The sequence below is a fragment of the Gemmatimonas groenlandica genome (assembly GCF_013004105.1).
GTDB lineage: Bacteria > Gemmatimonadota > Gemmatimonadetes > Gemmatimonadales > Gemmatimonadaceae > Gemmatimonas > Gemmatimonas groenlandica.
In genome coordinates, this window is the sequence record NZ_CP053085.1 from 2,383,426 (window position 1) to 2,406,911 (window position 23,486).

The window sequence follows — 23,486 nt, forward strand, 5'->3', positions numbered from 1 at the left end:
GCGTACACTCTCCATGTCGCCTACCCGCCGTGAAGCCCTCGCGCACTTCAGCGCGCTGCTCGCCCTGCCGTTGATTGGCTGGCCGTCACGCGCCGACGACCCGCTCACGGGCACCATCGCGCAGTTTCAGGCTGGCCGGCTGCGTGGCGATTATTCCGCCGTTGAAGTCACCACCGACGCACTCAGACGCTGTCACGCCTGGAACGGCGGGTTGCGAGCCATCGATCAACTGGCCGCCAGCGCACTCGGTGAGGCGCGCGCGTCGGATGCACGGGCGCGGCGGCGCGCCCTGATCGGTGCGCTCGACGGCGTGCCGCTCTTCGCCAAATCGATTTACGACATGAAGGGGATGCCCACCACCGCATCGAGTGCGGAGTGGGCACGCCTGTTTCCCGCGCCGGTCACGCGCGATGCACTGGAAGTACAGCGACTGCGCGCCGCTGGTGCCGTGTTGCTCGGCAAGACGGCCGCCGACGACTTTGCGTATCGCGGCAATGGCACCAGTTCGCTCACCGGGCAGGTGCGAAACCCACACGACCGCGACGGCCTCAAGACGCCTGGGGGTTCGAGTGCCGGCTCCGCCGTCGTGGTCGCCTGTGGCATGGCCTTCGCCGCGCTGGGCACCGACGATGGCGGCTCGAATCGCATTCCCGCGCAGTTCACTGGCGTGGTCGGGATGAAGCCGTCGTTCGGGCTCGTGCCACGTAGCGGCGTTCTCCCCACGTGGCCATATCTCGATACACATGGCCCTCTCGCGCGCAATGTGGCCGATGCCGCCCTGATGCTCGATGCCATCGCCGGCCCCGATGCGTCCGACGGCATCGCCGATCGTACGCTGTATGCGAGCGGTCTGCTCGGCACGCTCCGCGACGACGCCCTGCGCGGTGCGCGACTCGGCCTCGTTGAACTGCACGTCCCACGCACGCAGATGAGCGCCGAATGCATCGCCGTGTTTGACCGTGCCATCGCGGACTGCACAGCGGCGGGCGCCGTCGTCGACGTGTTCGCGCCACCGGTGCATCGGGTGAATGTCCGTGAGCTCTTCGCGGCCGATGCATCGCGCAACGCGCGCGTCATCCCGAACCACAACGCACCGGCACCGACGGCGAACGCGCTGCTCCGATACTTCGCCCGGCAAGGCAACGGAGCCCCGGACGCCGCACGAAACGCCGAGCGCAGCGTGCAGCGTGGCTTAGCAGCGTTTCGCGCGTTTTACGATGTGCTGCCCACCGACTGGGAGAGCATGCGCCCGCTGATGGTGCAGCCCTACGAGGAGGACGCCGCCAGTCAGTCGTTCGCCCGGTCTCGAGCGAGTGCCGTCGCGCAGCTCGCTTCGGCGTTCGAGGCGCATCGCATCGAAGCCATGGTGTATCCCACGATGCCGTTCAGCGCGCCCGCCGCGTCGGCGCCATGGCCGGATGTGCGCACTGCCTTGGGCTACGGCAACTGGCTTGGCCTACCCGAGGTCTCTGTGCCCGCCGGCTACGGCATGAACGGCATGCCGGCGGGAAATCTGTCGTTCGTCGGACTTCCCGGCAGCGATGCGCGCCTGCTCGCCCTCGCGCACGCCTACGAACAGCGTTCGCGCCGGTTCGTCGCGCCGCCTACGCCCCCGGCTACTTCGCTCCCGTCCGCGCCTTGAGCGCGGCATAGGCCGCCAACCTCGCCTTCGCCGTCTGCACCATGACATCGGTGGCCGGCGCGTCGCTATCCTGCAACGCATCGATCACCGGCTGGTGGGCGGCAGCCACGCCAGCAAAGCCATCGCCCGTCAGCGTCTTGGCCTCGAGCATCGCGTCGTACAACGCCAGCGACAAGTCGTGCTGCTGCTTCAGCGCCGCCATCGGCATTTTCACGCGCGGGTCCATGCGCACGGTGAACGACTGTGACTGCGCCACCCCATCCACGGTCAGGCGTGCTGTGTAGACACCAGGCATCACCCACGGCCCTTCAGGTTCGCACTTGGTGTTGTAGGGCGTGCCGGAGATCGGCAGTGAGCACTCGTTGCTGGGCCGTGCGTAATGCAGATCCCACGTGAAGCGCTGCAGTCCAGCCTTCGTGCTCGGCGCGTCAGCCGGGCGGAACCAGTAGCGCGGCCAGTTGCCGGCATCGGTCGGCGCCGGCGTGGGATCGCTGCTCGAAAAGGCGCGTATCACGCGCCCGGTCGCATTCACGATCTCGAGCGTCACCCGTTGCGCAGTGCGCGACAGGTAGTAGTCGATCATCGCACCATCGGGCGGATTCTCAGCCCGCGGCTCATCCGGCGGCACCGGCGTATCGGTGTACATCGAATAGCGCACGCGCGTGGCCACCGCCGGCTTGAACAGCGTGGCCGGCGCATTCGCCGTGGCTTCGCTCCACTGCCGGAGCGCGGTCGTATTGTCCAGAATCCAAAAGCCGCGACCGTGCGTGCCCACGGCGATATCATCGTCTTTGATGACCAGGTCACGAATGGAAATCGCCGGCATGTTCCCACGCAACGAGTGCCAGTGATCGCCGTCATCGAGCGAGAACCAGACCTGCGTTTCACTGCCCGCGTACAGCAGGCCACGCCGCTTCGGATCCTCGCGCACCACGTTGATCGGCGCGTCGGTGGCGATGCCGTTCACAATCTCTGTCCACGTCGCTCCACCATCGCGGGTCCGATAGATGTGCGGCCGCAGATCGTCGAGGCGCAGCGTGTTCACCGCGGCATACGCGGTGGTCGCGCTGAAGTGCGACGCGTCCATGATCGACACCTTCCACCACGCGCTAATCTGCGGCGGCGTGACATTACGCCACGTCGCCCCGCCATTGCGCGTGACATGAACCAGGCCGTCATCGGTACCGGCCCAGAGTGTATTCGAGTCGACATAGCTCGGCGCGATGGTGTACACCACGCCGCGGCGCGACGGCTTGGCAGCCGGCGTGGTCGCATACTTACCCACACTGGCCGGCACGTCCCACGTCTCGCGTGACAGGTCGTCGCTGAGACGCTTCCAGGTGGTGCCGCCGTTCACCGTGCTCCACACGACGTTGGTGCCGTAGTACAGCTTGCGCGGATTGATCGGCGAAAACAGAATCGGCATCGTGCGCACGCCGCGAAAATACTCCGGCCCGGTGGCTGCCGCCGCACGTGCTCGTCCGATGGTGGGACTCACATTCTGCGTCTGTCCCGTACGGCGATCGAAGCGCGACACCGTACCACCGTACACGATGTCCGGGTTGAGCGGATCGGGCGCGACGTAGCTGTATTCGCTCGCACCCACCGGACGCCAGTCGCGATACGTGATGCTGCCGTCGTCGCCCCGGCTGCTCACGCAGGCCGAGCCGGATTCCTGCTGCCCGCCGCACACGCGATAGGGCCACGCGTTGTCGGCAGTGACGTGATAGAACTGCGCGGTACCCTGGTTGTACCACGAACTCCACGTCTCGCCGTCGTTCACCGTGATCACGGCCCCCTGGTCGGCCACCAGCAGCATCGTGCTAGGCACGAGCGGATTCATCCACAGGCGCTGGTAATCGTCGCCGCCCGGTGCGCCCCGAAGCGCCGTCCACGTGACGCCGGCGTCGGTGCTCTTCCACGCGACCACGTTCATCGAGTACAGCGTGTTGGGATCGCGCGGGTCCACCGTCACCGCCGCGAAGTCGTCGCCGCGCCCGAAGATGCGGCTGTCCGTCGTGGTACGCGTCCACGTCGCGCCCGCATCGTCACTGCGATACAGGCCGCTCTTGCCGCCCGCCGTCGCCGTCACGTAGAGACGCCGCGGGTTGTTCGGGCTGATGCCGATACCCAGACGACCGAGTCCATCGGCGGTGGTGGGCAGCCCCCCGGCCAGCTGCGTCCACGTGGCACCACCGTCGGTGCTCTTGAACAGCCCCGAATTCGGTCCACTCCACGCGGCGTTCTCCCACGGTCCCTGCCGCGCTTCCCAGAGCACGGCGTACACCGTGTTGGCGTCATTCGGCGACAGCACGACGTCGGCCCCGCCCGTGTTCTCATCTTTAAACAGCACGCGCTCGAAAGACGTACCGCCGTTCAGCGAGCGATAAATGCCGCGCTCCGTGTTCGGACCATACGGATGCCCAAGGACCGCCACGAACAGTCGCTCAGGGTTGGTCGGGTCGATCGCGATGCGGGGGATCTGCTGGCCGTCACGCAGCCCCAGATGCGCCCAGGTGCGACCGGCATCGTCTGACCGATACATCCCATTGCCGGTACTCAGATCGGGGCGCTGCAGCCCCTCTCCGCTGCCCACGTACAGAATGTTGGGATTCGACGGCGCCACTTCGACCGCACCGACCGAGCCCGTGTTCTGCGCGTCAAAGATCGGATTCCACGTACGACCCGCATCGTTGGTCTTCCACACACCGCCGTTGGTGGCCGCCATGTAGAACACATTCGGCTGCGATGGCACCCCCACGGCGCTCTTGGTGCGGCCGGCACGAAACGGACCGATATGACGCCAGCGAGGGCCCTGCACCGCCCCGCTGGGGAAGGTCGCCTGCGCGGCAAGCGCCGTGGGCGAGGCGAAGAGCGGCAAGGCGGAAGCGACCAAGGTCGCCGATAGGGTCAACCGACGAAGGCAGCGCACGAGCAGCTCGGGAAGAGGGGCAGCGTTGGACACGCCTGACACCGGGCCGGTGTCCGGCGACAGAACAATGCCATGAACAAGCCGCGCTGGACAGACGTGAGCGCCCCGTCGACGGCCCGGTCGCGCTATTTGGCGGGGTGCGCGCGGAAGAACTCCTGCATTTTCGCGTGCACCAACACCGACTGCTCGATGTGCGGTAAATGTCCGGCCGAGTCCACGGGAAAGAACTCGAGCTGCGGCATGTTCGTGCGTGCCACCTCAGACAGCCCGATCGGTACGGTCTGGTCCTGCTTCCCCCACACCAGCAGTGTCGGCACGCCGGCTTTCGCGGCGCTCGCGAACAGCGCTCCGAAATCGGTGCGGCTCATCGTGACGGCACTACGCAGCAGCGCGCGACCGAACCCCTTGTAGCGCATCTGCGGCCGGTACTGATCGACCCACGTCGGATACTGCGCCGGGTGCAGGAAATCCGACGCCTGTCCATCGGCCATGCCCGGCACCTGCGTGGTCTGCCACACCCAGGGCCCCACGACCGGCCACGAAAGAAAGCCGGGCAACACGCGAGCGCTGCTCACCGGATCGATCATCGTGAACGTGCGCACTCGTGCGGCGTGTCCCGCCACGTAGTGCGACGTCACGAATCCGCCGAACGACAATCCCACGAGATCGACCGGTTGCGTGATGCGCAGCGAATCCAGCAGGTCATTCAGCTGCGCATCGTACATCGCGCCGTCATACGCCGCGTCGGGTCGGTCTGACCATCCGCGACCGAACAGGTCATAGCGAATCACGCGATAGCCGGCCGCACTGAGCGCAGTGCTGGTCGAATCCCAGATGTACGACGGCACCGAGAAGCCGTGCACCAAGACGACCACGCGCCCCGTATCGGGGCCGGCGATGTCGTAGTGGGTCACCCCGCCGGAAAGGGCCACGAACTGTCCCGGCACGCCGGTCCGCGCGGCCGCGTCCAACGGCCCCTTCTCCGGATTCTTCCACGCGCCGTAGCCCGTCAGTCCCACCAGCAACAGCACGAGCCCAATGAGAGTGTAGCGAGCGAATCGACGCATGGTGGGCGGGACTGAGATGAGAGGAGGAGCGGTCACGGGAATATCGCGCCCGCTGGCGGCACCGTCCATTTCGATGGCATGTTGGCGGATGCCGCAAACCCTCAAGTTGCGCGAGCGCCAGGTGTTGACGATGATGGCCGAGGGCCTGTCTGCCCCGGCCATTGCACAGCGACTGTCGCTCTCGGCGGATACCGTGCGCTGGTACATCAAGCAGCTCTACGCCTTGCTCGAGGTGTCGTCGCGCGCCGAGGCCATCCGGGTGGCGATGTCGCGTGGCCTGCTCGACGCACCGGTACAGCCGGCCGCGTCGGCACCCGTGTCGCGATCGGAGATTCGCTACGCCAATAATGCCGGCGTCCACGTCGCGTATCAGATCGTCGGCAGCGGTCCGGTCACGCTGCTGTTCATGCACGGCTTTGTGTCGCACCTCGATCTCGCCTGGGAGCAGCTGGAGTACGCCGCCTTCTTCGAGCAGCTTGGACGCGTGGCGCGCGTGATCCTGTTCGACAAGCGCGGTGTCGGTGTGTCCGATCGCCAAGGCGGTCCGGCCACGATCGAACAGACCGTCGCCGACGCGCGATGTGTGCTCGATGCCGCCGGTACCGCCGGTACGGCGCATACCTTCATCATGGGCACATCGGAGGGCGGCGCCGCTGCCGTACTCCTCGCGTCGATGTATCCGGAACGCGTGCATGGACTCATCCTGTTCGGTGTCTCGCCATTTATTGGTGGTCACGGCACGGAGTTTCCGTGGACGTCGAACGGTGACGGGCAGTACCCGCTGCTCACCCCGGCACCGGAGCGATGGGGAGAGACGTGGTCGCTCGACCGATTCGCACCGTCGCGCGCCGATCAGCTCGACTTCCGCAACTGGTGGTCTCGTCTACTGCGTGCCGCGACCAGTCCGTCGGTGATCGACACCGTCTTGGCCAACGCGCGCGCCGTGGATATTCGCGCATTGCTGCCATCGATCACCACGCGTACCCTCGTCATCCATCGTATCGGCGATCGCCTCGTGCCATTGGCAGCGGGACGCTACTTCGCCGCGCGCATGCCGCACGCGCGCATGGTTGAATTGCCGGGCAACGACCACGTGTACTTCATCGACAGCGACGCGCTCGCGCGCACGGTGACGGCGTATTTACAACAACCGGACGCGGCCACCGACGTGCGCACATGGATCGCCATCATTTTGTGCATGACCGGTCGCGGCGCGCGACTCGACGGCACCAAGCGGGCGATTCTCTCGGCGCATGATGCGCGCTTTCTACGGCAGTCGGACAGCACGTGGACGGCACTGTTCGACAGCCCCAGCACCGCACTCCGCTGCGCGCGTGAGCTGCGCACCCTTGGCGCCGGCACCGTGGGCGCGATGTCGTTGCACGTGGGCGCCTGCTCGGTCGCCGAAGGCGTACCTGTGGGCGCCGCCTACAGCCGTGCGGTCGAGGCCGCGCTTGCGACAGCACCCGGTCACATCGTACTCACCGGAATGCTGCGCGACATTCTCGCCGGAGCGGACGTATCCGTTGCGGTGCACGCCCTGGCGGCGGGCGACCGCGACGCGCCGCCCTCCGCCATCTGGGCGCTCGTGGACTGACCCGGCACGCGCGCCACCCGAAAGTCACCACCCGAAAGTCACCACCCGAAAGTCACCACCCGTTCAGGTGGTGCGGACCACCCGGTGGGTTCGCGACGTTCTCGCGCACACGGCTCACCCGCGAGCCCTCACCGCGAGAACCCCATGCGATTCCCAACCTCCGTCCGAGCGTTCCTCATGATCAGCGCCACCAGCCTTGCCGTTGCCTGCAGCGACGACGCCACCGCGCCGGACCCCAGCGGCCCCGTCACGATTGCCATCGCCCAGTCGCTCACCGGCCAAACCACTTCGGCCGGCGCGTTCACGATGACCGGCTCCCGCGCCGACAGCGGCAGCACCACCGAAGAACTGACCTTCGGCGGCCCGCTCACGCAGTCGCCCGTACCGCTGACGTACGTGCGGACCCTCACGGGCAAGCAAGGCACGCTCACCGTGCGCGGCAGTGCGACGCTCACCTTCAGCAGCCAGACCGCCGCCACACTCGCCGGTACCTGGACGGTCGAGAAGGGAACCGGCGCCTACGCGAATACGACCGGAACGGGGACCATCACAGGCTCCGCCAACTTCGGCGCCACGCCGCCGACGGGGACGCTCACCTACGCCGGACGACTCGACCGCTAGGAATCACGACGTGGCGTCAGCACTGACGTCAGCACTGGCGTCAGCGCTGGCGTCATGCCCCACTGCGTCAGCACCTCTGTGGGCACATGATCGCGCGTCGCACGCGCGTCCGCCCACGAGAGCAGTGCCCGTGCCGCATCCGTGCACAACAACTCCGGCTTCGGCGTGATGCCAACGCGACCGAGGTCGAGTCGGTCGGCATCCCAGCATGCCAGCAGCGTGGCATCACCCGTGGTCAACCCATCGGTGTGCAGCGCACACGCATCGTACAACAGGTCGAAACGCGCATCGCTCAGGTGCACCAGCGTACCACGGAGCGAGCGCGCCAGATTCCCGCCGCGCGTGCCGTGCCCGTAGTCGCGATGCTCGTTCACACGGCACGAGTCGTGGAAGAGCGCGAACAGTCGTACCACCTCCGCGTCGGCGCCGTTCTCCTCAGCCACCAGCAATCCGTTCTCCAGCACACGCGCCCAGTGCACGACGCCATGATAACCGTTCACGGGGAGCGCGTAGTCACGCAGGATATGCTGCAGGATCAGTGCATAATCGTGCATGTCGTACGCGCTACTTGCCGAGCTTCGTGCGGAAGAACGCAATCGTCTTGGGCCACGCCGCCATCGCGGCCGCGGCGTTCGGTGCATTCCCATCCTGTCCGCGCAGGAAGCCGTGACCGGCACCGTCGAAGATGTGCGACTCGTACGACTTGCCCAGCGCCTTCATCGTGGAGTCAGTGGCCGGGATCGTCGCGTTGATGCGCGCATCGTTTCCACCGTACAGGCCGAGCACCGGTGCCTTGATCGCGGCCATCTGATCAGCCGTCGGCGGAGAGCCATAGTACACCACCGAGGCGCCAAGCCCAGGCGCCGTGGTGGCGTGCAGGAACGAACGTCCTCCGCCCCAGCAGAAGCCCACGATGCCGTACTTCGGCAACGCCGCCGGCAACGCCATGCCGTACTTGGCCACGGCATCCAGAATGCGCGTGCCCGCCTCGGGCGTTACCTGACCGATCGCCGCGCGCCCCTGATCGGGAGCCGGGTCGGCTTTGAGATCGCCCGTGCGGAACATCGTCGTGAGATCCGGTGCGATGCCGATGAACCCGTCGGCGGCCAGCTGATCGGCAACCGAGCGCGTCCACGTGTTGATGCCGGTGTTCTCATGCAGCGCGATGACCACGGGCGCCTTGTCTTTGCGCTCAGGGTAGACCACCCACGCCATCACACTGTCCGTGGCGTTCACCTTGATCGCCACCCACTCGGCGTGGCGCGGCGACGCCGCGATGCGCGCGGCCGCCGTACCGGCGGACGCGGGAATACCGCCGGCCTGTTGCGGCCGCGCGCCAAGCGTGGCCGCACCGCCGTTCGTCGAGGACATGTCGTGATTGGCGTGCTCGTCGGCAGGCGCGGCCGGTGTCATGGGAGTCGCGACGACGGTGGATCGTGCCCGTCCGGCAACGAAGCCGGATCCGGCGAGGACAGCGGCGGCCGTGAGGCCGAGAATCGTACGCATGGAGGCTCTCGGGAATGGTGAGTCAGACCCCTTCCGCCCAGTGCGGCCGTTCGAAGAGGCGATGCGCGAAGCTACGAGACGGAACGTTGGCCGGCCAGACCAATCGAGAGTAGGTTGAATCCACGACCGTATCGGCCGCACGACCGGTGAGCGCCTCGGCATCATGTCCGCGCTCATACCCCATGCCCCCCGAGGTGCACCATGCGCGCGCTCTCTCGATCTGCACTGCTGCTGGTCGCCCTCACCCTGCCCGGCGTGGCTCAGGGACAGGGTGTGACCGTGCAGAGTATTGCCGACGTTCGTCTCACCGGGGCGCTCGGCGTCGCGGCCAACATCGCCGCCAAGTTTGGCGGCGGCAGCATGCACGATATTGCCACCACCACGTACGTGTCCGGCCACCGGCTGCGCACAGAGTCGGCGGCGACGTCTTCGATCATCGATGCGGATGCCGGCCGGATCACCACGATCGACCACAAGCAGAAGTCGTACACGTCGATGACGTTCGCCGAGATGTCGGCTGCCATGAAGGAGGCGGCGCAATCGGCCAAAGAATCCTCGGCCAAAGAGAAGTCCAAGGCAAAATCCAAGGATGCGTCGTCGGACGATTCGGTCAGCTTCAAGTACAAGGTCGCCGTGGACCGCCCCGGCCAACGGGAGAAGGTGTCCGGCTTCGACGCGGAGCGGGTATTCATCACCGTGACGGTCGAAGCGCAAGTTTCGTCGGAGGGCAAGCAGGATCAGTCAGTCGGCAACCTCGTGTTCCTCCTCGACCAGTGGATCTCGAAGGACGCCCCGCAGATCGCCGCGCTCCGCGAATTCCAGCGCGCCTATGCCCAGAAGATGGGGCAGGAATTCCGCACACAGGTGCAAGGATTGCAGAGCGTGTTTGCCAACGATCCGCGCATGAAGAACGGATTCGAGGCGGCGGCAAAAGAGTTGGCCAAGGTCCCCGGCATCGCCCTGAGAAGTGCGACGTACGTGTCGCTGTTGCCGGTCGATATGGAGTACGACCGCTCGCTCACGCTCGGCGATGGCGCCACGGCAGCCAAGGAAAGTGCTGCCAAGAAGGACGAGAAGCCGCAAGGCGGCGGATTCCGCGGGATGATGGGCGCGATGAAGGCCGCCGCGGAGAATGCCGCCAAGCAATCGGACAAGCAGAAGTCGGCCCCACCCAAGCAGTCGCTCCTGATGACCGTGACCGACGAGGTGAAGAGCATTACGCGCGGCGCGGTCTCCGCCGAGATGTTTGCGCCGCCGGCGGATTACAAGGAAGTCAAGCGGCAGTAGCGCAGTTTTCCTAAGGCGCCTTCTTCTCCACCTCGGCCAAGAACGCACGCACCGCTGCGATATACTCCGCCGGTTTCTCGCGCATCGCCGCGTGTGCGCCACCGGGGATCACTACCAGTCGGGCATCAGGCATCGTCTTGCGGAACTCTTCGAGCGTGGTCGGACGCGCTTCGTCGAATTCGCCGGCAATGAACAGCGACGGCGTGGTGATCTCGTCCATGTCGGCAGATCGTGTCCAGGACTTGAGCGACCCGTTCGCTAGAAACTCGGTGGGGCCCCACATTTGCCGATAGATCGTGTCGTTCGAGGTCACCCCTTCGCAGCGCGCGATCGTTGGCGTGGGCAACCGTCGCACGTGACGCGCGTAGAACGAGTCGGTCGCCGCCTTGTAGGCCGGTGAGTCGAGGGTGCCGGCCTTCTCGTTGTCGTCGAGCACCTTTTGAATTGATTCCGGCAGCTGCTCTCGCAAACTGTCGGCATCCGCAATCCATCTCGGCGTGGAGATGAGCGGGCTGCTGAAGACCACCGACTTCACGCCCGAGGGCTTCGCGACGATCATGTATTCCGCCGCCAGTGCGCCACCCCACGAGTGTCCAAGCAGATGCACGGAGTCGAGCTTGAGCGCGCGGCGCACCGCTTCGACCTCCTGCACGAAGCGCGGGAAATTCCATAGCGACGTGTCGGTGGGATGCTCGGAGCGTCCCGAACCCAGCTGGTCGTAGAAGATCACGGGCCGTTCGTTGGCGAGCGGCGCCAGCACTTCGAAGCGACACGACGTGCCCCCTGGGCCACCGTGCATCGCCAGCAGCGGCACACCGGGACCGTTGCCGATCTTGCGGTACCACACCTTGCCGCCGGGCACATCGATCATGCCCTCCTGCGACGGGAAGGTGTCTGTCGCCGCCGCAGCGAGCGCGCTGTCAGCCGCGGTATCGCCCTTCGATGAACAGGCGGCGACGGTGCACGTCGCGGCGATCGCAACGGCGGCGCTGATACGCGGCACAAGACGGGATGAGATCATCGGTCAATGATGCGACGATGGCCGCCACTTGTCGAGCAAGCGGCGGCCATCGCGGTCCATCGGTGATCTCAGTTACATCGCCAGCGCTTGCAGATCCTGCAGCGCCTTCTTCAGCATGTCGACCTTGGCCGGATCACAGCTGCGGCTTCCCTCGACGTCCGTCACGAGCTTGGCGAGCGCGCTGTTTCGCGCGGCACCGTTCACCTTTTCGGCGTTCGCAATCTGCGCGCGGATGTCACCGATCTTGGCCGGCGCCACACATCCCTTGCGCTCGAGCTGATCGGTAAACGCCTTCGCCAGCGCAAAGCTGGGCGGCCACGAGATCTTCGGCTGTCCCTGCGCGTTCAGGTAATCCCACTTCACCGTATTGGCCGCATCGATCTCGTTCTGAGAGATGAACTCGCTCGGCACCAGCTGCGCCACGTCCATACCGCGCGCAATTTCCGAGCTCACGATGTTGCCGTTGTACCAGTACACCGACCACGAGCCGCCCATCTCCATGCGCGTGCTGTCCACCGGACCACGGTCGAAGCTGGCGATCTCCTTCGGGTGCGCCGCGTCGGTCCAGTCGAACACCGAGATGCCGCCCTGGTACCACGACTGCACCATCACATCGCGGCCCGGGATCGGAATCAACGAGCCGTTGTGCGCCACGCAGTTTTCGTTCTTGGTCTGGTACGTCGGAATCTTGTAGTAGCTCTGAAACACCAGCTTCTTGTTCACGATGTTGAAGATCGCGTTCGCGCCCCACTCCGGCTTGTCGAGCGGACGGCACTTCGGTGAACCACCACCGCCCCACTCGTCGCTGAACAGCATCTTCGTGCCGTCGTTATTGAACGTGGCCGAATGCCAGTAGGCGAAGTTCGAGTCGGCCACGGCATCGAGGCGCACCGGCGACACCGGGTTGCTGATGTCGAGCAGGATGCCGTGTCCTTCACAAGCACCGCCGGCCAGGCCGAGTGCCGGGTACACGGTGATGTCGTGGCACTGCGACCCTTCGCTCACGGCCGTGGCCACTGGCTGAGGCTTGTCCATGCCCTGCGCAGAGAGAATGCGCATGACGTTCGTGTTCACGATCGGACGCGCCGCCGCCGTGTCGGCCGCGGTCGCGACGGTCGCGCCGCGCGCCTTCACGATGCTGTCGATCACCGGCTTGATGAACTGATTCGGTAGAATCACTTCCTCGTTCATCGCCGGAATCATGATGGTGAACGCGCCCTTGGCCTTGGCGGCATCCATGTCGGCCTTGTCGGCGGCTGACGCACCATGGCTCTTGGCGGCGCCAAGGCCGGCGAAGATATTCGCGCGGCCGACGACGGCTGCCGCCGCGGGGTTCGCGAGGGGCACCTTGATGATTTCGATGCGCAACCGCGAGGAGTTCGCTTCACCGCTCGGCGCGGCCACGCACTCGGCCAGCTCGCCCGCCGGACGAATGCCCGACGAACCCGACACGTAGATGTATACGTTGTTCTTGTCTTTCGGATCTTCGAGCACCGTGTGCGTGTGCGAACCGCGGCATGTCTGCACGTTGGCCACCAGTTTCGGCTCACGGATGTTCGTGATGTCGAAGATGCGCACGCCGCGCAGTCGGTCCTTGCTGATCACGTCCTTCACGCCGCCCGGCTTGCAGTCGATGCGGCCGTTCATTGCTTCGGCCGACATGAACATCAGGTTCTTGTACACGCTGACGTCGTTCTGCGACGCCGGGCACTCGTAGGCCACCACGAGCTTCGGCGCCGACGGGTTGCTGATGTCCCACACCACCGGGCCATTGTAATTGCCCTGAATGACGTAGTTACCGGTGAAGGCCAGATCGGAGTTGGTCTCGCCGAGGAACCCCTTGGGCGACACGGCCTTCGCCACGACCTTCAGGTTCGAGGTGTACTCGGCCGCGTCGAAGAGACCGGCCTTGAGGTTGTTCCGGGGGTCCCTGGCGGGCGACGGCGCGGTGACCGGCTTTCGTGGAGCGCAGGCGGCAAAGGCCGTCGCGGCGGCAACGGCCAGCAGGGCGCGTGTGGGAAGAGCGTGCATTCGGATTCGCGGGTGACGGGAGGAGAGAGCATGCGGCGCGGCGATAGAGGGAGTCTATCGCCGTGCGCGGGGTTCGTCAGGGCTGTGAGGACCGTACGGCGTGGCGGGGCGGATCGTTTCGCCTAGGAAGCCGGTCAGGTGATATAGCTTGAGCGCAATCCGAAATAGAGGAGGCTGCCCGCTAGCAGCACGACTGAGATGGTCACGCCGGCGACCCAAGCCACCGTTTTGCGGCCGTCGAATTTTCGCAGTGTGACCTGACCGAGGTCGGCACGCGCCACCGCCACCCGTTCGCGCGTGCCGTCCTTGTTGAGCTGAATCCCCACCAGGCTGTCTGCGCCTATCCGGACATTCCACAGCTCCTGTTCCTTGCCATCGGCCAGGCGAACTAGCATGCGGCCAACGCGCTTGCCCGCTACTGGCTGCAGCGCCTCATTCGGACGACGCGTAGACGTGCCCCAGGTCGTGCACGCCGACAACGACCCAACTATGAGCATAGCCGTCACCACGCGCCGCGCCCGAAGCCGCGCGCCCGTCATTCCAGCCGATCCCGCGTCGCGATCAGCTGCTCGATCGCGTCAGCCACATGGCTCGCATCGATGTGATGATCGCCCCGGGCAATCCGCAGCCGGTAGGCCGCCATCAGCACGTCGGCATCCCGGAAGCCACTGGGCGTCTCGAACTTGTAGCACGCGAGTTCGACCTTCAGTCCGTTGGGATCGCGCAGATAGATGGAGTCCATGAAGCCGCGGTCACGCTGCGTGAACGAGATTCCACGCTGTTCGAGTCGCGCCGGCGCCTGCTGAAAGGAAGCGCGCGACACGTTGAACGCGATGTGCTCCACACAGCCCACCTCGCGCGGCGCCGCACGGCCTGCGTCCGGATGCGCGTCGTTGGTGAACACGGTGAGCAGACGTCCGTCACCAGGATCGAAGTACAGATGATTCTCCGACTCGAGCCCCAGATTGGGCTGCTCGAAGAGGAACGGCATCCCGAGAACGCCCTGCCAGAAGTCGATGGCGGACTGTCGTGTGGAGCCGACGAGGGTGATGTGGTGGACACCCTGCACCTGAATACGCTGCATCGTTACTCCATCGGAAAGGCAACATCGCGCGGTGATTCAACAGACTTCGAAAACATGAAGCGGCAGAGTGCGCCGTGCAACAAGACCTACCCCTCACCCCACCGGTTTGAACAGGGCAGCGCCTCCCGTGAGATCCGCTCACCGCGAACCTGGACTACTCCCAGAAGCGGAACCGACATGACGCCCTCGATGCGAAGGGGGCCCGTCGCGCCCTGCACGACGCGCAGCGGGCGAGTAACCGAGAAGAGCAGCGGATCATTCGCCGCCTTCGCCGCCGATCCTCGATGCACACCCAAGCGATCGCGCTCCTCCTGTGAGAGAATGACGTCGACGAGTCCCGGATCGATGCCGACCTGCCACTCGCCAACACCGTTCGCGGGAGTACGCGAGTGCCACGCGACATTCACGTACGAAACCGCCGCACCGCGAACATCATGACAACTCAGCGCCAAGTGTGACACTGCAGTCGCGGCGGCGGCATCCGCCGCGTACCCCTCGGGCAATGGCGCCTCGAGCGTGTTGTCCGACGAATCGCGCTGAGGGTAGTCCATGCTCGCCACGGTCGATCCCACGCGCAGGAACATCGTGCGCGACGCCAGGCCATCGACTAGTACGTCCAGTCGGAATGTGCCGGAGATCGGGATTCGTAGCGAGCGTGCCCGCGCGATCTCGAACTCCTCGCCGGCGCGACCGATAAACGACGTGACTGGGTAGCGGCCTGCCAAGGCGGTATCGGCCCTGATGCGGTTGATCCAGTCACGCGCCGCTACAGTGTCCGGCTCTCGACCCCAAGATGGCAACGCATCGTAGAACGACAGCAATGCTTGCGCGCTCAAACGCGGCTCACGGGAATGCACACCAACTCCTCGCGGCGCATCGCGGTACGGCTGAAAGTGCGCGCCGGTGATGTCGAAGGTGGGAATGCCTCGCGCCCACTCGGCCCGCGGACGCAACCGTGCGCGAAATAGTCCGCTCAGCGAATCGGGGAGCCACCGGGCACTTCGACTCCATGCCACCGGACGACAGTCGGCCGCATAGTCCCAAGGCACCAGCACCACCTCGCGCGTATCGCGAGGCAAAGCAGCGCGCGCTCGATTGCCCACGCGGTCGACTCGAACGCGCTGTCCATACGCCACGCGCGACGCACCGGCGCCGGAATGCCCCGTGGCCACGATCGGACGATGTGATCCATCGCCTGCCAGGACCGTGTCGGCTAAAGGCGAGCCGATGAACGCGATCATCAACGCATCGTTGATCTCCCATGGCGCCACCAGCGAGCAGGCGGCGGCCGAACGAGACAGGCCGGCCAGCATCATTGCGATCGCGGCCCAACGGTATGGCAAGGTCAAGCGTGCTTTCATCAGTTCCGCCCATTGAAGTGGCACTCGTCCTGTCACAGACTACGGCGGTGAAGCATTCGTGGTCAAGCACCGCACTCACCTGGCAGCGGCAGTCCCTTCGGCGGCGCCCGGGGCCGCTCGGCCGCGGGCTGGCGATGCTGACCGCCTGCGCCAGTCTCGCCGCCTGCCACTGGGTGCGCACAGGCGATCCCGCTCCCGTTCGCCCGGTCGCCGCGTCGCAGATCAAGGCCGTCGGCGAGTGCGCAACCACCGCCAGTTGTCACGACTCCGTCGACATGGTGGCCATGGGGGTCAGCGGATTTCTGTTCATCCCATGGCGCGACAGTACGCAGCTCGTGATGACGCCGCCGTCGTACACCAACCCCACCCTCTGGTGGACGGTGTTCGGCAACTGGCTGTTCGGTTCGTCCTCGAACGACGCGCGCATTGCCCGGCGGTTGCGTGACCTCCCCGCGGCGGGGCCCGAGCGCCTGTCGCGCGTGCGCGCCGTGCTCGTGGGCCACGGACACTACGATCATGTCATGGACCTGCCGCCGCTCGCGCGCGCTCTGCCCAACGCCGTGGTCTACGGCAGTCGCTCCGTGGTGAACACGCTCAACGCCGTACCGGAGTTTCGCGGTGCATCTCAGGCGCCATCGCGCCTGGTATCGGTGGACTCGCTGGCCGGCGTGACCGCCGATCAACCCGGACGCGACATCCCCGTGGGCGACATGGTGCGCGTGCGTGCGATCGCGTGGGAACATGCACCGAACTTCGGCACGCATGTCATCGCCCGCGGCACGGTCGAATCGGCTAGGTCGACGCTTCCGCGCGGCCTTTTCGGATGGAAGCTCGGGCGCGTGTATGCCTACGCGATTGATCTGCTCGATCGCGATGGCCACGTCGGCAGTCGTATCGTGGTCCACGACGCCGGCGCGTCACCCGAAGTGGTGCGGCGGGCTGTGCGTGTGATCGGCACCATGCCGTCGGCGCGAACCACGGTCGTGGTGATCACGGCTGCCAACTTCGATCAGGAACCGTCGTATCCCGACATCCTGCTCGCCAGCCTCGCGCCGCAGCACGTGCTGCTCGGGCATTGGGAAGACTTCTTCCGGTCGCCCGAAAAGGAGGAGCGAGTAGCGCGCGGCATTCGCGGGCAACGACTCATCGATGTCGTGCAGCGATACCAGGGCGATCGGTGGACGGCCCTTCGCGCCGGCGCCACGCTGCGGGTGCGCTACTAGCGCGGTCGCGGTGGAACATCCTGGTGAAGGCGGGTACAAAAACGGATGCCCACACTCACTCTGACCCGAGCCGACGCGTCGTCGCGAGGCGCGACCGAGCCGCGTGTGTACGCGCGTCGATGCGGTGACCGGATCCTGGATGGGTCTGCGTAGGTCCAGCCCTGTGCCGAACCGTGTGTTCGGCACAACGACGTGCTGCCACGCCACCCACCCCGCCTGCGCAATCCGAGCGCTGCGGGGTTTCTCTTATCCGACAACCACTCACGAGCCTACACTCGTGCTCTGAGGACACGTCCATGAAGACCCTGCACACCCTTTCGACGACCGAACTCCGCTGGCTCGTGAGCGAATTGAATACCGAGCGTGCGCGGCTTGATCGCGCGCTCGCGCTGGCCGACTTCGATCCGAAGGAAATCGCGGTAGGAGTACATACCGAGACGGCTGCTCGCCGCGACGCGCTCGTGGCGGCGCTCGATCGCATCGGGGCCGGCACCTACGGTGCCTGCGAACGATGCTACCAGGACATTCCCTACGGACGCCTCATGGTCGTGCCGGAGGCGACGCTCTGCGTGGCATGCTTGGCGGGCAGTTAGCACCGTGTCTCCCGGCGCATGCGTCGGCATCGACTAGATTCCGTGATCAGGCGATCGTCCATGATTCAGTGCCCTTCACATACTTCCCGCGCCGATGACAGAGCCGCGCCCCGTCGACCCCCTGCACGGCGTCACCCTCAAGGCGATGGTTGAGCATCTCGTCGAGCGGTACGGATGGGATGGACTCGGCGATCGCATCGACATCCGCTGCTTCACCCACGAACCGAGCGTGAATTCCTCGCTCAAGTTCCTGCGTAAAACTCCTTGGGCGCGCGCCAAGGTCGAGTCCCTGTACCTGCACTCGGCCGCGCACCCGCGGAAGACGCCGAAAGAGCCCGCAACGCCCACTTCGCCGGCCGGCGAGTAGCGCCCCCTACCCGCCGCAGCTCACCCGCTTCATGCGAATGTCCATGCCGCGCGTCTTGCCATCGCGCACTGCCGAAATGCGCGCCACGATGGAGTCGGCGGACAACCGGCGATAGGCGATTCGCTGCGGAAAGTCGTGCGTCGGATTTTCGAAGACCGCCAGGGTATCTGATGTCATCACGGCGGGGAATGCCGTGGGCGCCCGCCCGTTGGGCTGCGCCACATATGCAAGGCGTCCACTGTCGGTCACGATGCGCAGCGATTCCCACGCGCGCATCGCTCCTCCGCCCACGGTGCGACTCATGCCCACCATCGCGCCCCCCGCCGGTGCCATCCACGTTTCGTGCGTGATGGTGCCCCCCGATCGCTGCTCCCAGCATCCGGCCATCCAGCCGAGACGCGCGACGTTTACCGTGGGTGGCTGCCCGGGCAGTGCAGCGACGAAGAAGGCCAGACTGACCACGACTCGCACGCGAAGCGACATGGGACGACATACTCCGTAAGGAAGCGGGAACGCGCGACCGGTGAAACATCGCCGCTTTCACGCGCAGCGCTCAAGTATCTTGCGAACTGTTTCACTTGCCACGTTGGTGATCCGCGTACCGCTCCCGCCCTGATGCGATGGATCGAGGTTTGCAACGCATGGACTCGATACACCGGCTGACTAAGTCGCTTACGGCTGAGTCTGGCCTTCGGGTTCCCGTTCCAGTGCGGAACGGAATGCCCTCACCGAACACATAAGGAATCGAGCCTATGTCGCTAATCGCCCGTACCACCTTCCTGCTGTCCACGCTGGCCGTCGTCGCCGCCTGTGGCGAGAAAAAGGCCGAGAATACCATGGCCGACACAACGGCCATGGCAGCGGATACCACCGCCATGGCCCCGGCCGAGGCGGCACCGCTCACCGATCCGAACATCGTGTACATCCTTGATCAGGCGAGCGCGTCTGATAGTGCCCGTGGCGCCCTGGCGAAGACGAAGGCCACGAGCAAGGACGTGCAGGACTTTGGAAAGATGATGGTTGGGGAACATCATGGCCTCAGGACTGCCGGACTCGACCTCGCCAAAAAGCTCTCGGTGACGCCGATGGCGCCCGCTGGCGATCAGAGTGAGGCGATGGCCGCGCAGGAGATGTCGGTGCTCGAGTCCACCGCGAAGGGTGCGGCGTGGGACAAGGCGTACATCGACTACGAAGTGACCTACCATCAGGCCGTACTTGAAACGGCCACCAAGGCCCTCGGGATCGCACAGAATCAGGAGCTGAAGGATCTCATCACCACGGCGGCGCCGGTGATTCAGAAGCATCTCGACCGTGCGCTCGAGCTGCAGAAAAAGATAAGCGCGATGTAAGTGAGCTCCACTCCTGTGGATCTTCGCACGGTTGTGTCCGACGCCACTCGTTCCTGGTTGGAACGAGCGGTGATTGGGCTGCAGCTCTGTCCGTTTGCGAACGCGGTCTATCTGAAAGAACAGATTCGCATCACGGTCAGCCTGGCGAAGACCACGGGGGAACTGCGCGACGCCCTCGACATCGAGCTGCGTGCGCTGTCGCAGACGGATGCCACCGTGGTGGATACCACGCTGCTCATCCACCCGATGGTGCTCAATGATTTTCTCGACTTCAATGACTTTCTCGCCGTGGCCAATGATGCCGTGGAGGCCATGGGACTGCGCGGCGTGGTGCAAATCGCGAGCTTTCACCCGGCCTATCAGTTCGCCGGCACGTCGATGCACGACATCACGAACTTCACCAATCGCTCGCCGTATCCCATGCTGCAGCTGTTGCGTGAAGCCAGCGTAAGTCGCGCGATCGCCGTGTACCCCGACGCGCACAACATCTACCGGCGCAACCTCGAAACCATGCGTCGCCTTGGCGCGGCGGGATGGGAAGAGCTGAAACTCGAGAGCCCAACGCTTCCCCATGGCGCTGAGTAGCGCGCGCTACATCCTCGGCAGGTAGAACAACAGATCGAGTGATGCTGGCGTAAATCCCTGCATACGCAAGAGCATGCAGATCTGCGCGGTGTGACGCATCTCGTGAAACATCACTTGGTTGAACAGACCGCCGCGACATGAAACACCAGATCCTTGACGCTGTGAAACCGCGCCCCGTCGAGCAACGGTCGCGAGAGTACCTTGTCGGGCGCCTGCTCCAGCGCGGCCCACAGGTCACGTCGCGCGCGAACCACGTACGCGTAGACGTCGGCCGGGTTCATCGGTGAATTCATGGCGATCTGCTCTCAAGTGCCGCCGGTGATGTCACGGCCGCGCGCAGCGCTTCCAGCACTTCGCGGAGCACGTCGGTCAATGCTGTATCCTCCAGAATCTGTGCCGCATCAAGACGCCGGCCGTTCAACGCGACCACGCGGCTGGCCGCCGGCACCACTTGCGTCGACATCGTGCGCAGGATCTCCTCAAGGGCCGCAGGACCGTGCGCTGAGGCGCCCGACGCCGTCAGCAATCCCACCGGCTTGTGGTACATCTCCGGCGCACTGACCAACCAGTCGAGTACATTCTTGAGCGATCCCGGCACGCCGTGCGCGTACTCCGGACTCGAGATCAACACCGCATCGGCGGCCCCCACCTGCGCGCGCAAGCGGGCCACGCTGTCGGGAGGAACCGCGCTCTCGTGGTCGAGGTCAGGATTGAAGTGCGGGAGTGCGCCGAGTTCAGCGTACAGTTCAACCGCAAACACCGTGGGCGAAACCAGGGCCGCCGCGCGCAGCAACTCGGTATTGCTCGACCGCGCGCGGAGGCTGCCGGAGATGGCGAGGATGCGCATCGTGCTCGATGCCGTGCTAGAAGAACACGCCCGCGCGCAGCGCGAGACTGCCGAACGATGCGTTCCAGACGTTCGAGCGTGAGGCGGGCACGACGATCGCTCCGCCGAGATTGCGCGCGTCCTGCGTCTGGCGCGCGTACTGAACCACGCCTTGCCACGAGGCACCCAGACTGAGCTGCGGCGTCACCATCCAACTGCCGCCCACCTCGCCGAAGGCGCCGGCGCCGAACGACTTCGTGGTGGATCGCGTCATCGGATCCAGCGAACTCGAGAACACGGGAATCTCGCGGCGATCGTGTGACGCGATCACACCGAGCGAGACGTATTGCAACACGTGCCCTTTCACCGGTCGATACCAGCGCGGACCGATCCGCACATTCAGCGACGACTCGTCGCTTCTGAGCCACGCGTCACCGGACGCGCGCGTGAGCCGGCCGTTCACATCGAGCAACAGCGCGCGACGATCAGAGAAAAAGCGCAAGGCACCAACACCGCTCGCAGCGCCACTCCCCGTGCCGAGCGTGAACTCAGCACCCCACTGCCCCGCTCGAAACCCGGTGGAATCGGACGGCGCCGTCTGTGCGCGAGCGGCGGCGGTAGGGACGGTGCTCAACAGGAGGGCACCGGCAAGAGTGACAAGACGTCGCATCGTGGCTCCGGCAAGAGGAAGACAATTCATCGGGACTCGACAAACTATCTCGCGGAACAGCGAAGGTCAGGCTCCGGATGGCGGCGTCGCCGACAGCCACACCTCGATCGTCGTCCCAACGCCGAGCGTACTCTCGACGAACACATCGCCGCCGTTCTCGCGCGCCACGCGCTGCACGGTGGCGAGCCCGAGGCCGGTGCCACCGCGCGCTTCCTTGGTGGTGACGAACGGATCAAAGATCCGGGGCAGTACGTCGGCGGGGATTCCGCACCCGCTATCACGTACCGCGAGGCGGACGTAGGAGCCGGCCGCCAGATTCGTTGCGCTCGCGCTGGCCCGACTGACCGTCTCCGCGGACAATGCGATGATGACCGAGCCAGTGGAGTCGATCGCATCGCGCGCGTTGACCACCAGGTTGAGGACGACCTGTTCGAACTGCGACACGTCCATGGTTAGCGCCGGCACTGCGGATACCTGCAACTCGAGGCTGCGCGCCGCGGTGAGGACACGTTCGCAAATCGGCCGCATGCGCTCCAACACGACCGCGGGATCGAACTGCTCCACCGTCATTGGCTTGTGCCGCGCGAAGTCGAGCAGTTGCCGGGTAAGCGCCGTGCCTTGACGCCCGGCCTCACTGATGGCGTCGAGTTCGGCCTGCAGCAGTGCCGGTGAACTGGCGACCTCACGGGCCGCGTCGGCAGCACTTACGACGACCGTGAGAATGTTGTTGAAGTCGTGCGCCACGCCGCCCGCCAGACCACCCAGGCTTTCGAGCCGCCGTGAGTGCGACTCGCGCAGCTTGGCCGCATAGAGCTCCGCGCTTTGGCGCACACTGACCGCGCGTTCATGCTCGAGGGCTACGAACAGCAGCAGCGTCCCGAACAGCACGAGGGCGATCAAGTTTACCGCGACCACCACGGCCGTGAGCATCGCCGCCGTTTCAATCGACCACGGTGCGACCCGCACCACGAGGTCGATCGCCAGCGCGGCCACTCGCGCGAACAGGGCCACGTGCAGCGCGCGCCACGTGAAGCCCGATTCGCGCGAGGGACTCAGCGTACCCAACGCATTGACGCCCGTTGGCCAGAGCGCGTACGCATACGGGAACGCACTCACGAGGCGCGACACCACGAACGTGAGCGCGGTTTCGGCGGCGGGGAAATAGTGTTTGGCGGTCTGATCGAGCACCGTGGTGAGCAGCCCGAGCGCGGCCCAGCGGGTCAGCGTGCGCGAGGATGGCGCCGCGGCGGTCTCGCCCTGAGACACGAGCTGTCGCGTGTGCCGCAGCAGCGGCGCCATGACGAAGTGCGACACGTGCAGCGCAAGCACGCCCAGAAAGCGCACGCTCGCGTAGTCGGCGAATAGGTCGCGCCAGTAGAAGTAGCAGAACAGGTTGACCGCGACGAGCGTCTGCAAACCCCACACGACAGAGAGCGTCTGCATGATCGGGCGCCGGAGCCGGTTGGCCAGCAGCGTCATCACGACCATGAACGTGGCCGCGCACGCGAGGTGGAGAATCCACCGCACCTGCGCCGCGCTATCGTAGAGGGACGCGTTTACACCTGGATTCACGGAACGCTGGCGGCGACGCAGACAGAGGGACGAACCGACGGTCGAGGCTCATCCGTAAGCTACGTGAGGTGCACAGGGGGAGATAGGGAGGGAGATGGGCACCCGTTCACATTCACGGCGCTATATTCTCGCTCGTCCCTTTTCCGAGTGAG

Annotated in this window: 23 protein-coding genes; 9 read left to right on the forward strand and 14 right to left on the reverse strand. The window is 65.5% G+C overall.

The window, feature by feature from the left end:
- Positions 1-13 precede the first annotated feature (13 nt).
- Positions 14-1,642 (forward strand): amidase, encoded by a 1,629-nt coding sequence (locus tag HKW67_RS10030; RefSeq protein WP_171225254.1) that lies wholly within the window; start codon positions 14-16, stop codon positions 1,640-1,642.
- On the opposite strand, the gene HKW67_RS10035 is transcribed toward HKW67_RS10030, so the two are convergent.
- Positions 1,617-4,607: a WD40/YVTN/BNR-like repeat-containing protein gene (locus HKW67_RS10035; protein ID WP_206044674.1), complete on the reverse strand. Its 2,991-nt coding sequence runs from the start codon at positions 4,605-4,607 to the stop codon at positions 1,617-1,619. The genes HKW67_RS10030 and HKW67_RS10035 overlap by 26 nt on opposite strands.
- A 92-nt stretch (positions 4,608-4,699) precedes the next feature.
- Positions 4,700-5,641 carry an alpha/beta fold hydrolase gene (locus HKW67_RS10040; protein WP_171225255.1) on the reverse strand — a complete coding sequence of 314 codons (942 nt, stop codon included), beginning with the start codon at positions 5,639-5,641 and terminating at the stop codon, positions 4,700-4,702.
- A gap of 88 nt (positions 5,642-5,729) precedes the next feature.
- Between HKW67_RS10040 and HKW67_RS10045 the strand changes: the two genes are divergently transcribed.
- Entirely contained in the window at positions 5,730-7,238 is a 1,509-nt protein-coding gene (locus tag HKW67_RS10045) for an alpha/beta fold hydrolase (RefSeq protein ID WP_171225256.1), read from the forward strand.
- Positions 7,239-7,415: 177 nt separating this feature from the next.
- On the forward strand, positions 7,416-7,859 hold the full coding sequence (locus HKW67_RS10050; protein WP_171225257.1) for a hypothetical protein: 444 nt from the start codon (positions 7,416-7,418) through the stop codon (positions 7,857-7,859).
- On the opposite strand, the gene HKW67_RS10055 is transcribed toward HKW67_RS10050, so the two are convergent.
- Positions 7,856-8,413: an HD domain-containing protein gene (locus HKW67_RS10055; protein WP_171225258.1), complete on the reverse strand. Its 558-nt coding sequence runs from the start codon at positions 8,411-8,413 to the stop codon at positions 7,856-7,858. The genes HKW67_RS10050 and HKW67_RS10055 overlap by 4 nt on opposite strands.
- A 10-nt stretch (positions 8,414-8,423) precedes the next feature.
- Complete coding sequence (locus HKW67_RS10060; protein WP_171225259.1) at positions 8,424-9,365, reverse strand: dienelactone hydrolase family protein; 942 nt, start codon at positions 9,363-9,365, stop codon at positions 8,424-8,426.
- Between the two features lie 201 nt (positions 9,366-9,566).
- Here HKW67_RS10060 and HKW67_RS10065 point away from each other — a divergent pair, with 201 nt between their 5' ends.
- Positions 9,567-10,652 carry a hypothetical protein gene (locus tag HKW67_RS10065; RefSeq protein WP_171225260.1) on the forward strand — a complete coding sequence of 362 codons (1,086 nt, stop codon included), beginning with the start codon at positions 9,567-9,569 and terminating at the stop codon, positions 10,650-10,652.
- A gap of 10 nt (positions 10,653-10,662) precedes the next feature.
- Here HKW67_RS10065 and HKW67_RS10070 read toward each other — a convergent pair whose 3' ends face one another.
- The 5 genes from HKW67_RS10070 to HKW67_RS10090 form a co-directional block, all read right to left on the reverse strand.
- Positions 10,663-11,673, reverse strand: a complete 1,011-nt coding sequence (locus HKW67_RS10070; protein WP_171225261.1) for a proline iminopeptidase-family hydrolase — start codon at positions 11,671-11,673, stop codon at positions 10,663-10,665.
- Positions 11,674-11,745: 72 nt separating this feature from the next.
- Entirely contained in the window at positions 11,746-13,704 is a 1,959-nt protein-coding gene (locus HKW67_RS10075; RefSeq protein ID WP_171225262.1) for an LVIVD repeat-containing protein, read from the reverse strand.
- A 134-nt stretch (positions 13,705-13,838) separates the two neighbouring features.
- A complete protein-coding gene (locus tag HKW67_RS10080) occupies positions 13,839-14,099 on the reverse strand; it encodes a hypothetical protein (RefSeq protein ID WP_171225263.1) in 261 nt (86 codons plus the stop codon).
- A 140-nt stretch (positions 14,100-14,239) separates the two neighbouring features.
- A complete protein-coding gene (locus tag HKW67_RS10085) occupies positions 14,240-14,788 on the reverse strand; it encodes a VOC family protein (protein WP_171225264.1) in 549 nt (182 codons plus the stop codon).
- Positions 14,789-14,874: 86 nt separating this feature from the next.
- Entirely contained in the window at positions 14,875-16,149 is a 1,275-nt protein-coding gene (locus HKW67_RS10090) for a hypothetical protein (protein WP_171225265.1), read from the reverse strand.
- Here HKW67_RS10090 and HKW67_RS10095 point away from each other — a divergent pair.
- The 3 genes from HKW67_RS10095 to HKW67_RS10105 all read left to right on the forward strand — a co-directional run bounded on the left by HKW67_RS10095 (position 16,140) and on the right by HKW67_RS10105 (position 18,332).
- Entirely contained in the window at positions 16,140-17,372 is a 1,233-nt protein-coding gene (locus HKW67_RS10095; RefSeq protein ID WP_171225266.1) for an MBL fold metallo-hydrolase, read from the forward strand. The genes HKW67_RS10090 and HKW67_RS10095 overlap by 10 nt on opposite strands.
- Before the next feature lie 296 nt (positions 17,373-17,668).
- Positions 17,669-17,965, forward strand: a complete 297-nt coding sequence (locus HKW67_RS10100) for a TraR/DksA family transcriptional regulator (protein WP_171225267.1) — start codon at positions 17,669-17,671, stop codon at positions 17,963-17,965.
- A gap of 94 nt (positions 17,966-18,059) precedes the next feature.
- Positions 18,060-18,332 carry a VF530 family protein gene (locus HKW67_RS10105; protein ID WP_171225268.1) on the forward strand — a complete coding sequence of 91 codons (273 nt, stop codon included), beginning with the start codon at positions 18,060-18,062 and terminating at the stop codon, positions 18,330-18,332.
- Between the two features lie 6 nt (positions 18,333-18,338).
- On the opposite strand, the gene HKW67_RS10110 is transcribed toward HKW67_RS10105, so the two are convergent.
- Complete coding sequence (locus tag HKW67_RS10110; protein ID WP_171225269.1) at positions 18,339-18,815, reverse strand: DUF6265 family protein; 477 nt, start codon at positions 18,813-18,815, stop codon at positions 18,339-18,341.
- A gap of 269 nt (positions 18,816-19,084) precedes the next feature.
- Here HKW67_RS10110 and HKW67_RS10115 point away from each other — a divergent pair, with 269 nt between their 5' ends.
- Together HKW67_RS10115 and HKW67_RS10120 are read left to right on the forward strand one after the other, a co-directional pair.
- Positions 19,085-19,681 (forward strand): DUF4142 domain-containing protein, encoded by a 597-nt coding sequence (locus HKW67_RS10115; RefSeq protein WP_171225270.1) that lies wholly within the window; start codon positions 19,085-19,087, stop codon positions 19,679-19,681.
- Positions 19,682-19,714: 33 nt separating this feature from the next.
- Entirely contained in the window at positions 19,715-20,266 is a 552-nt protein-coding gene (locus HKW67_RS10120; protein ID WP_269141382.1) for a DUF1415 domain-containing protein, read from the forward strand.
- A gap of 110 nt (positions 20,267-20,376) precedes the next feature.
- Here the strand turns inward: HKW67_RS10120 and HKW67_RS22295 are convergent, their stop codons facing one another.
- The 4 genes from HKW67_RS22295 to HKW67_RS10140 form a co-directional block, all read right to left on the reverse strand.
- On the reverse strand, positions 20,377-20,559 hold the full coding sequence (locus tag HKW67_RS22295; protein WP_206044677.1) for a DinB family protein: 183 nt from the start codon (positions 20,557-20,559) through the stop codon (positions 20,377-20,379).
- Entirely contained in the window at positions 20,556-21,113 is a 558-nt protein-coding gene (locus tag HKW67_RS10130) for an NADPH-dependent FMN reductase (protein WP_171225272.1), read from the reverse strand. Before HKW67_RS10130 ends, HKW67_RS22295 begins: the two co-directional genes overlap by 4 nt.
- Positions 21,114-21,129: 16 nt before the next feature.
- Positions 21,130-21,762, reverse strand: a complete 633-nt coding sequence (locus HKW67_RS10135; protein WP_171225273.1) for a hypothetical protein — start codon at positions 21,760-21,762, stop codon at positions 21,130-21,132.
- Positions 21,763-21,828: 66 nt separating this feature from the next.
- Positions 21,829-23,334 (reverse strand): sensor histidine kinase, encoded by a 1,506-nt coding sequence (locus HKW67_RS10140; RefSeq protein WP_171225274.1) that lies wholly within the window; start codon positions 23,332-23,334, stop codon positions 21,829-21,831.
- Positions 23,335-23,486: the final 152 nt, after the last annotated feature.

Excerpts from the sequence above, each read along its gene's own strand:
- HKW67_RS10050 (WP_171225257.1), top strand. The coding sequence starts at position 7,416 with ATGATCAGCGCCACCAGCCTTGCCGTTGCCTGCAGCGACGACGCCACC.
- HKW67_RS10090 (WP_171225265.1), bottom strand. The coding sequence starts at position 16,149 with ATGAAAGCACGCTTGACCTTGCCATACCGTTGGGCCGCGATCGCAATG.
- HKW67_RS10055 (WP_171225258.1), bottom strand. The coding sequence starts at position 8,413 with ATGCACGATTATGCACTGATCCTGCAGCATATCCTGCGTGACTACGCG.
- HKW67_RS10130 (WP_171225272.1), bottom strand. The coding sequence starts at position 21,113 with ATGCGCATCCTCGCCATCTCCGGCAGCCTCCGCGCGCGGTCGAGCAAT.
- HKW67_RS10040 (WP_171225255.1), bottom strand. The coding sequence starts at position 5,641 with ATGCGTCGATTCGCTCGCTACACTCTCATTGGGCTCGTGCTGTTGCTG.
- HKW67_RS22295 (WP_206044677.1), bottom strand. The coding sequence starts at position 20,559 with ATGAATTCACCGATGAACCCGGCCGACGTCTACGCGTACGTGGTTCGC.
- HKW67_RS10100 (WP_171225267.1), top strand. The coding sequence starts at position 17,669 with ATGAAGACCCTGCACACCCTTTCGACGACCGAACTCCGCTGGCTCGTG.
- HKW67_RS10135 (WP_171225273.1), bottom strand. The coding sequence starts at position 21,762 with ATGCGACGTCTTGTCACTCTTGCCGGTGCCCTCCTGTTGAGCACCGTC.
- HKW67_RS10070 (WP_171225261.1), bottom strand. The coding sequence starts at position 11,673 with ATGATCTCATCCCGTCTTGTGCCGCGTATCAGCGCCGCCGTTGCGATC.
- HKW67_RS10085 (WP_171225264.1), bottom strand. The coding sequence starts at position 14,788 with ATGCAGCGTATTCAGGTGCAGGGTGTCCACCACATCACCCTCGTCGGC.
- HKW67_RS10030 (WP_171225254.1), top strand. The coding sequence starts at position 14 with ATGTCGCCTACCCGCCGTGAAGCCCTCGCGCACTTCAGCGCGCTGCTC.
- HKW67_RS10080 (WP_171225263.1), bottom strand. The coding sequence starts at position 14,099 with ATGCTAGTTCGCCTGGCCGATGGCAAGGAACAGGAGCTGTGGAATGTC.
- HKW67_RS10105 (WP_171225268.1), top strand. The coding sequence starts at position 18,060 with ATGACAGAGCCGCGCCCCGTCGACCCCCTGCACGGCGTCACCCTCAAG.
- HKW67_RS10045 (WP_171225256.1), top strand. The coding sequence starts at position 5,730 with ATGCCGCAAACCCTCAAGTTGCGCGAGCGCCAGGTGTTGACGATGATG.
- HKW67_RS10075 (WP_171225262.1), bottom strand. The coding sequence starts at position 13,704 with ATGCACGCTCTTCCCACACGCGCCCTGCTGGCCGTTGCCGCCGCGACG.
- HKW67_RS10065 (WP_171225260.1), top strand. The coding sequence starts at position 9,567 with ATGCGCGCGCTCTCTCGATCTGCACTGCTGCTGGTCGCCCTCACCCTG.
- HKW67_RS10110 (WP_171225269.1), bottom strand. The coding sequence starts at position 18,815 with ATGTCGCTTCGCGTGCGAGTCGTGGTCAGTCTGGCCTTCTTCGTCGCT.
- HKW67_RS10115 (WP_171225270.1), top strand. The coding sequence starts at position 19,085 with ATGTCGCTAATCGCCCGTACCACCTTCCTGCTGTCCACGCTGGCCGTC.
- HKW67_RS10060 (WP_171225259.1), bottom strand. The coding sequence starts at position 9,365 with ATGCGTACGATTCTCGGCCTCACGGCCGCCGCTGTCCTCGCCGGATCC.